6 protein-coding genes are annotated in these 9,169 nt (G+C 65.3%); 3 read left to right on the forward strand and 3 right to left on the reverse strand.

Annotated elements, in window-relative coordinates:
* Positions 1 to 83: 83 nt before the first annotated feature.
* A complete protein-coding gene (locus AB0E90_RS51280) occupies positions 84 to 377 on the reverse strand; it encodes a hypothetical protein (protein WP_360421110.1) in 294 nt (97 codons plus the stop codon).
* A 107-nt stretch (positions 378 to 484) separates the two neighbouring features.
* On the opposite strand from AB0E90_RS51280, the gene AB0E90_RS51285 reads away from it, so the two are divergent.
* The 3 genes from AB0E90_RS51285 (at position 485) to AB0E90_RS51295 (ending at position 6,949) form a co-directional block, all read left to right on the forward strand.
* Positions 485 to 976 carry a hypothetical protein gene (locus AB0E90_RS51285; protein WP_360421112.1) on the forward strand — a complete coding sequence of 164 codons (492 nt, stop codon included), beginning with the start codon at positions 485 to 487 and terminating at the stop codon, positions 974 to 976.
* A gap of 270 nt (positions 977 to 1,246) precedes the next feature.
* Entirely contained in the window at positions 1,247 to 6,037 is a 4,791-nt protein-coding gene (locus AB0E90_RS51290) for a caspase family protein (RefSeq protein WP_360421114.1), read from the forward strand.
* 318 nt (positions 6,038 to 6,355) lie between these two features.
* Positions 6,356 to 6,949, forward strand: a complete 594-nt coding sequence (locus AB0E90_RS51295) for a hypothetical protein (protein ID WP_360421115.1) — start codon at positions 6,356 to 6,358, stop codon at positions 6,947 to 6,949.
* A 474-nt stretch (positions 6,950 to 7,423) separates the two neighbouring features.
* Here the strand turns inward: AB0E90_RS51295 and AB0E90_RS51300 are convergent, their stop codons facing one another.
* On the reverse strand, positions 7,424 to 7,870 hold the full coding sequence (locus AB0E90_RS51300) for a group II intron maturase-specific domain-containing protein (protein WP_360421117.1): 447 nt from the start codon (positions 7,868 to 7,870) through the stop codon (positions 7,424 to 7,426).
* On the reverse strand, positions 7,786 to 8,175 hold the full coding sequence (locus tag AB0E90_RS51305; protein ID WP_360421119.1) for a reverse transcriptase/maturase family protein: 390 nt from the start codon (positions 8,173 to 8,175) through the stop codon (positions 7,786 to 7,788). The genes AB0E90_RS51300 and AB0E90_RS51305 overlap by 85 nt, the downstream gene beginning before the upstream one ends.
* Between the last annotated feature and the right edge of the window lie 994 nt (positions 8,176 to 9,169).

The raw sequence follows: 9,169 nt of genomic DNA on the forward strand, positions 1-9,169 counted from the left end.
AGGTCTTTGCGTTGCTATGTCCCTCTTGCTGAGCGTGTTCGCGTACAGCCCGTGACCCAATCAGTTACGTACCGAACCTCTGACTAGGTGCTTAGATGAGCTTCGCAGAAGGGGTTGCCGTCGTCCCTTGCTCCGAGCAGGCGGCTAGCCCGGTCAGCCGACGCGCAGAACTTCAGGATCACCTGGTCGGGATGGCGTGCCTTTCTCCGTACGACTCGGGCCACCAGGCTTCCGCTGCGCCCTGAGTCGAACCAGTCCCCGAACTCCAGATCGTAGGGCTGAGCCGCGATTGCGCGCTCCAGCGCGTCGACACAGCGCCGGCCCTGTTCGTTCAGGCCTTCTTTCCACAATTCCGGATCGACGAGTTGTCCTGGCATGCGCTCGTCTCCCCCCGCATCATCGACACACTGTCGTCAATGTATGTGCCGAGCGTGATCAAGTGAATAGGCTGAAGCCCCGCGAGCCCACCCGCCGGAGGAGCGACATGGCCGACGAGTTGTCCGACATCGCGAAGGCGAGAAAAGACCTCCTGTGGGGGATGTACGCGGATCTGCGGCTGCACTCCCGGCACGCGGAGATGTTGCGATCCACCGTGGTCAACTTCATGATCGTCATCGCGTCCCTGCTGATCGCGGCGATCACGGGTGACGGGCATGTCGGCTACTCGGATCTCGTGCCGTGCGTCGGCGTCATGTGTGTCGGGCTGCTGGGCCTCGGCTTCGCCGCTTCCTACACCGAGCTGCACGAACGCAACCGGCGCCGGGCGATGCGGCTGCGCGACGCCGTCGATGCGGAGTTCCTCGGCGGCCCGGGATTCACCCTCGCCCAACTGCTTGAGGAATCCGACCAGGTGCACGAGAACAGCCGGCTGTACCGGTGGAGCCGTCGCGTCACCGGCAGTACGCAGCGATTCTGGTTCTTCCTGCCCGCACTCGTTCTCTTGGCCGGTGTCGTGTTGACAGCGGTAGCGGTTTGAGTCAGGTCTCGACAGACTGTCGGCCCATGTGGTCGGCCTCCCTCGACTGGCGGCAACCCGCGAGTCGTCCAACCCGGGCGTCAGAGATCGCCTTTGCTCTCACTCGTGCCCGTTACCTACGGTGTTCTCGGAACTCGGCTACGCATTGAAACTGATACCTTGGCGTTCCGTCATCTTCGGTAGGTGGTCATGGCCAGCCGCAGTGCCCTACTCATCGGTGTTCCCCGTTGCGATAACGACCTTTTCCCTCCGATAAATGACGTAGTAACCATGGACATCTGGCGCATGGCAGAGGTTTTGCGTCAGTCCAGCTATGACGTGCGCTACTGCGGGACGGGTGACCCCTCGGGCGTCCAGCCGACCGGCAACCGCATCCGGGGTGCGGTTCAGGGTGCACTGCGCGAGGCTCCGGCCGGCGGTGTGCTGCTCATCTACTTCTCGGGTCATGGCGTCGTGCTGAACGGCCGCAGCTGGTTGGTACCCGAGGACGTGTACGAGTACGACAATGGGCCCGCGGTCGAGTGTCTTGTCCCGCTCGTCCCCGCGGACCTTTCCGCTTGCCGGGCACGCCTGGTGCTCTTCGTGTTCGACGCGTGCCGCAACGACCTGGCCGACTCTCTTACTGCGGTAACGGCGGGCGAGGCATTGCCGTACCCGTCAGACGGTGCCCTGGTTCTGATCAACAGCTGCCGTGCCGGCGAGCGCAGCCAGTACAGCGAAGACGGCAGTTACTTCACGCAGGCGCTTGCCGAAGTCCTTGATCGGCGGCATCCCGCTCGGACGCTGGACGAGGTGCTCGATGCCGTCACCCACTATCTGGCCCGCAAGGCCGGCCGCACAGACGGCCTGACGCAGCAGCCGGATCTGGTGCATGCCCAGCACGGCGCGAAGCGCGCGGATGTCCTGTCGGAAGTCGTGTGTGATGGCGACCAGGTCAGGGAGGCGTGGCGCCGCGCCGTGGAGTCCAGCGCGATCTGGGAACGCGCCGGCAACTCACCGAGCGACGTGGACCGGCTGCGCCACGCTGTGCTGGAAGTCGTGGACGACTGCTCGCAGGAGTGGCTTGCCGCCCGTGCAGCGTTGGAGAGTGGGGCGGCCCTTGTCGACATGTGGTCCTCGCAGGACTTTCCGGCTCGGGTCCTGAATGCCCTCGATCAGTGCTTGCCTCCGAAGGCTCGGCTCAGCGCCGCTGAGCTCGTCTTCCTGGTCGCGGTGCCGTTTCTGCGCGAGGTGGCGCTCGGTGCCGGTCTGCGCTTGGCGGCCGGCGTACGACCGCGGGACTTCTCACGCACCTATGGTGACGGGCCACGTAGTGACCTTGAGATCACCCATGCCATGCACGAGCACGTCTGCCGGCGGGCCGAGGGGCTGAGCCGCCGTGGCCGGAGCGAGGCCCGTGACGCCCTGGCCATGTGGCTCGTCCACCGGTGGCTTGCCGAACGGCCATCCCTCTGGAGTGACGCGGCCGTCACCGGGCTCACCGCGCGGATTGCCAACGTACTGGCGCCGCTGGACACGGAGCTGACATCGAGGGAAATAACTACGGCACTTGGAGTGCTGCTGCACTGCGTCGATGCCGACGCCGGTGACAGCCACCTGCTGGAGATGCTTGGCATTAGGATCTTTGACACCCGCATACGTACCCTCGGTGCCGCACTGTGGCTGGCCGGCATCATGGCCGCGGATCCCCGGCGAATGCCCAGCGTGATAGTCGACCACATCGGCATCGGCGCCGAGCTGTCGATCGCTGCGCTACACGGCGCAACGGTGAAGGCGAGCTGGCGCCGGGTGGACAACGGGCTGTCGCTGCACGCGGTGTGCGACCATCCGGCGCTGCATGCCGCCTTCGACGGTCTGGTCCGTCGGGCGGCCGATGCTGGGAACGCGCTGTCAACCGTCGAGCTGGACCCTGATCTGTCTACGGCGTTGCCGCGGGCATTCAAGGCCGACGGAGTCCGCCCCGAAAACGCCGATGGCATACCCGCCTTCGAGACACCGCTACTTAGCTTTCGCCTCTCGGACGAAAAGGTCCGCGAGTTGCTCATGGGTCGGCAGCTCTACGGCGAGCCAGACCTGGCGATTCGGGAGCTGTACCAGAACGCGCTCGACGCGTGCCGATACCGGCAGACACGGCGCCGGTACCAGCAGGCGGTCAGGCATGAGGTGACGGACTGGAACGGCCGCATCGAACTACGGCAGGGCGTTGACGCTGACGGCCGGGAGTACATCGAGTGCATCGACAATGGCGTTGGGATGAGCCGCGACATCCTGATGAGCACGTTCGCGAACGCTGGCGAACGATTCGTCTACCGGCCCACCTTTCGTGCCGAGCAGGCACGGTGGCAGGAACTGGATCCGCCGCTGCGGCTCGTCCCGAACAGCCAGTTCGGTGTCGGCGTGTTCAGCTACTTCATGATCGCCGAGGAGATCTTGATCGCCACCCGGCCGGTCGGCGAGAACGACGTCGTGGCGGGTGCGGCGCACAGCGTACGGATCGCCAGCAGCGGCAGCCTTTTCCAAATCGTTCCATCGACCGAAATGCCCGGCGGGGGCACCCGCGTCCGGCTCTATCTCACCGGGGAGGACCGCATCTCGGTGCTGAGCACCATGCGGCGGCTGCTCTGGGTGGCCGAGTTCGAGGTTCATGTCAAGGATGCCGACGGCAGTGGGGAGGTGTGGAAGCCGGAGAAGTTGCGCTACGCCGGGGCGACCGTCGAGCCGATGCAGTTCGGCGACGACCTGTGGTGGGTTCCCGGTGAGGGTGCTCTCGTAGCTGACGGGGTGCGCACGAATGAGGAGCGGCACGGCCTCGTCATCAATCTCCGCGGCCAGCGCCGCCCGCAGTTCACCGTCGATCGCAACAAGCTGCGCTCCTGGGACAAAGATTGGATCAGTCAGGAGGTACGGGCGTCGCTGCCCCGGTTGCAGGAGTGGCCGGGACTGACGCTGAGCTGGCTGTGGCGGGTGGCCGACAACGCGCCTGCAGTAGCCGAGGCAATCTTTAGCTGGCTGGTAGACAACGACCGCCCGATGCCGATCGACAGTACCTACCTGCACGGCAGTCCGCCGTCCGCTGCGCGTGTCGGTTGCCTTCCTGCTGATCATGCTCTTTTCAACGGCGACCTGTACTGGTCGGCCTTCGACGGCACGAACCTGTGGCTAGCTTCTTGGCGGGTCGGGGTGTGGAAGGGAACCCTCACGTTCATCGGTGTGGACAACATTCCGGAACCGACGAGGCTCGATGGATTCCCGGTGGTTGGCCCGCTCGACGCGTCGGTCGTGGATCAGCTCTACGACTTGAGCAGCAGCGGTCCGAGCCGGTTCGGACACCCCTCCGTTGATGATCTGCTGGAGGCGTCCGTCGACGACGAGGAGCCGCCCGTGTTACGGCTGCGGCGGCTACGGCGCTATGCGATCACCGGGCTGAACCTCGCCTGCGCCCGAGAGGTACCGCCGGTCAGCTATGTCTTCAAAGAAGAGGACGGACCGTTGACTGCGGGCGTCGAGAAACCCGCGCTGATCGGGGCCGTCGCCGCCTGGTCTCCCCCCGGCTGCCATCGCCGACGGGCAGTCGGCGGCTGGCTCGCCAACGCCTCGGCGCAGCTGCAGATCCCCCTCGGCGAGGTACTGCGCCGGGCTGGGACGCTGGTCCCGGCCGATTGGGTCGGTCCGCGTATCGAGGACCTAGGCGACCTCCGCGACCAGGTCTTCACCTGGAACGACGTATCAGCCTTCTCCCGCCAGTTGTACGGCTCCGCACCTTGGATATCACCGGTGGTCCCACCTACCCATATCGTCCGGCTCAGCGGCAAACTCGGCGGCGCGATCGGAGACGTCCTAGCCCTCTTCGACCGGTTCGCGCCGCTCGGCTACGAGGTCGCCGGACGGGAACGCTACCCATCCGACCTCACTGATGTGGAGCGTGAGACTCTACGTTACGTCTCGCAGCTCGACTTCCCGCTCACCCCGCTGCACCTGATGCTCATCGCCGGCCGGTTGGAGAAATCCGTCCGCGAGGTGCGCGCTGGCATCGAGCGCCTGACCGCCTCAGGTTTCGTCCGCCTGCCACCAGAAGACGACTTTCTGGATGTCACGCCGACCAGCGAAGAACGCACCGTCCTCAACGAAACGCTGCTGCTCTACGACCGTCACCTCGACGTGCCGGTTCCGGCCTCTGGCTGGGCCGCGACCATCCGGCTCATCCGAGAGATCGGTTCCCAAGAATTGGCGGGTTTCGACGAACGGCTCAGCAGAAACAGCCGACTCCTCGCAATCGCTGACATTCGTCGTCCAGTGACGATGCCGGAGATCATCGACATCGCGTACTTTTTGGACTACACGGTCGCACAAGCGATCGACCATTTTACGAAGCTCTATCCGGAAACCATCGATCTGAGCTCGTTGCCCGCGTGCGCCACTTCCTCGCCGGTTGCGTGTCATCGCTACGAGGAACGAGACGCACTCATCACTGGGACACATGCGGTGCACGACGGGCGGCATGACGTCACGTGGGAGCTTGCAGCCGGCGACATCGTGCGCGGCGCCGCGACGTCACGACAGTCGGTAACCGCCTACCTCGAGATGCTCGAACCGTTCCGAGCGCTCGGGGCGCCCCTGCCCGAACTCACGGACGCTGACCGGGAGTCGCTATCGGCACGCGTTGCCGACCGCTTCGATGTGGCGATGCTGCAGCAGTTCGACGAGTACGGTTCAGCGACGACGCTGGGCACAGTGCGATCGTTCCAGCTGGTGCAGATCGCCGGCCGGTACGGTTGGACGCTCGCGGAGGCTTACCAGCGGATGGTGCGGCTGCGGCCGCTCGGCCTCGAGGTCGACTGCCAGGCCGTGGACTGCCCGGAAGAAATCGTGCGCTGGCAGGATCTGCTTGCCGTCACGGTTCACCTGGATGGTCAGGAACCAGTGATCGCTGAGATCAGTGCCGAGCACCTCGCCGCCGCCGCCGTGGACCTGGCCGAACCGGTCGATGTCGTCCGGGAGCGCATCGACCGGTACGCGTCCCTCCTCGGGATCAGCGTGGGCGAAAGGACCGGCGTTGTTTAGGCGGGTCGAGAATCACCGGTCGGTGCCGTATCAGCCCAAGGAGTACCGCCCGAGTGAATCGGACTTCGTCATCACCTCGGGGGACGAAGGTCGGCGGTTCGAGGTGACTGGCATCTGCCCTGGCTGCGGGGCGCAGGTCACCACATCGTGGACCTTCGGGGTCGGCGGGTCGAAGGGCCGGTTCAGCAGAAAGTCGGCCGCCCCGCCAGTTCCTGGCCCCCGGACGGTGTGCTGTGACTGCGGGCACGCACATACCAACCGCCCGGGGGATGCGGTCTTCCTCGGCTGTGGCGCCTTCTGGCAGGTGGAGTTCCACCCGTGAGCCTTGACCGGATGCGCTGGGCGGAGAAGGCGCACCAGTTGCGGTTCGCTCAGCTAGACGTTGTGCGGCGGCAGGCCGAGTCATGGCGTACTGGCCTGACCGGGATCACCGCGTTGCTCGGCGCTGTACTGATCGTTAAGGGTCGCGGTGACCTAGTCGGCTTGGTGGTGTCCTACCAGGTCGCCATGCTATGTCTGTTCGGGCTCGCCTTGAGTGTCCTGGTGGCGGCGACCATGCTGGCCGTCCGGGCGTCGTCCGGGCTTCCCGGCGACGAAGTACTGCTCGCCCCGGAGGACCTGGAACGCTGGACCGATGGGGAGATCCGGGCCGCACAGCGCTGCATCCGTCGAGCTCAACTGCTCACCGTCGTGGGGGTCGTCGCGGTAGCGGTCGCGGCGGGTTTGCTGTGGACGGCGCCGACCCGTCCGGCGAAGGCCGAGTTGGTGACCGTGCACACCGGCAGCGGTGATTACTGCGGGTGGCTCAGCCAGTTTGCCCCGGGCACCCTGAAAATCAGTAGCGTCGACGGCTTCTACTTGTTACCCGTCAGCGCCGCGGTTCGGGTCGAGCCGGTGCCGGCCTGCAGATAGCGGAACTTCCAGCGCATGACTCCGAGGCTCTGCACCCCTCAGTGCCTGTCTGGCAACCGGATCAGATGGAGTGGTGGGCGAGTCGGCGGGTCATGATGATGATCATCGACCATTGGATGATGGTGGCGTGGTGTTCGGGTAGGCGTTCGTAGTCGCGGACGGTGCGCCGGCAGCGGCTGATCCAGGACAGGTGTTGGGCCGGGCCCGGACGCGGTGCCTGTATTGCTCCAGGTCCGTTTCCCGGACCCGCCCGCCGAACCCGGCGTGCGACTTTCACCGCACGGGGCTCTCCACGAGGTCATGCCGTTGGGACGAGGCTTATCGCCCGGGGCTGCCAGGGGTTCGGGATCTTGCTGCCGCGATAGCGGTATCGGGTGACGGAGACCTTCGCGATCTTGAACAGTTCGACCCCGTCGAGCGCAATGGGTCGCCACCCTTGCGGGGTGCGTAGCCATCGCTGGATGGCTCTCCAGGTCATGCGGTTGCGGCGATCACCCAGTTGATCACTCGCCACCAGATGAAGTTCTGCAGGTGGGAGAAGGTGTGCTTCGCGACCGCGTGCTTGAAATAGTTGGCCCATCCCCGCTGGATGTAGTTGATCTTTACCAGCGTTTCCCGGTAGCTCATGTGCGACAACCGGCGGGTCAGTGACTTGATCTTCCGTTTCAACGCCTGGACCGGTTTGTCGGCGATGAACGTGTAGACATGCCACTTGCTCGTTCCTCGTTTCCGCTGCCAGACGATGCGGAAGCCGAGGAAGTCGACCCCTTCGGCAAGGTGGGCGACCCTGGTCTTGGCCGGTGACAGGCGCAAACCCATCGTCGCCAGGACCGTACTCACCTGCTCGCGCAGTTCTTCGACGTGTTGCTCGGTGCCGTGGACCAGGACGAGGAAGTCGTCGGCGTAACCACCAACTGCCACGTCGCGAGCCCACGGTCTCGTCGTTGTCTGCGTTGGTTGCCGGTGCCCATCGCGGCCCACTGCTCGGCGAAGAACTCGTCGAGCACCGACAACGCGATGTTGGCCAGCAGCGGTGAGAGGATCCCGCCTTGCGGTGTGCCGGAGGTGGTCTCGTTCCGTTCGCCGAGCTCGGTCATGATCCCGGCTTTGAGGAACGCCTTCACCAGCGTGAGCACCCGCTTGTCCTTCACCCGCGCTCGGACCCGGTCCATCAGGGCCGGGTGGTCGATGCGGTCGAAGCACGCCTCGATATCCGCGTCCAGCACCCACCGGTAACCGGCGGTGGCCAGATGATGGATCGGCGATGGCGTCGTGCGCGCGCCGGTTGGGCCGGAACCCATAAGAACAAGGCCGGAAATCGGCCTCGAAGATGGGCTCCAGGACCAGTTTCAGTGCCGCCTGGACCACACGGTCCGTGATGGTGTATTCCCAGCCGGCGCAGTTTCCCGCCGGTCTTGGGGGTCATCTTCTCCCGTACTGGTAGCGGCCGGAACGTGCCGGTCTTCAGCAGGGAACGGACGTGGGTCAGGAACACCTCGGGTCCCGCGATGCTCACGTGGACAGCGGTGACGCCGTCCACTCCGGCGGTGCGGGCTCCGGCATTCCCAGCGACCCGTTGCAAGGCCACGACCAGCGTGACCGGGTCGCTGACGAAGTTGTAGACATCATCAAACCGGCGACCGTGGTCGGCCGCCGCCCAACGGTGCAGTTTGATCTGCATCTCCCGTACCCGTAACCCAGCCTCTTCCGGGCTCGGCCACATGACGGCGGTATCCACCACCGTGTCTTCAGGCATTGCAGTACCTCCCTTGCGATCTCGCTGCCGCCCTTCCCCATGTGACCGGCTTTCCCGGCCTCGGAGTACTACGGCGGCTCCGCCCTCTCCCGACCCGATCGGTCGACGGTGGACCCAGCCCGATGCGACCGCCTCCGGACGAGACGGCCCCGGGCGGAGCCGGGAGAGTTCCCGTGTTCACTGACTGATCGCTCGACGAAGGAGCCACCCGGCTATACCCCCGCGGCATCGCCACGGCTACCCCGCAGCACTTCACCGTGGCCTTCCTGACCGCTGAACAAAGGCGCCCAGGAAGTTCCGGTCCCGAACGAAGGACCAGGACGCACCGCACCCAGCCCATATCCGCCAGGTCGGAGCTGGTAGGGATCGTTAGGGCGCATCTGACGGATCATCACTGGTTGCGATGATCGATCGTTGTCTCGTCGTGGCTGGTGATTTGACTGATGAGGACTGGCAACGGCTGG

The organism is Actinoplanes sp. NPDC026619, from assembly GCF_040638295.1.
Lineage (GTDB): Bacteria > Actinomycetota > Actinomycetes > Mycobacteriales > Micromonosporaceae > Actinoplanes.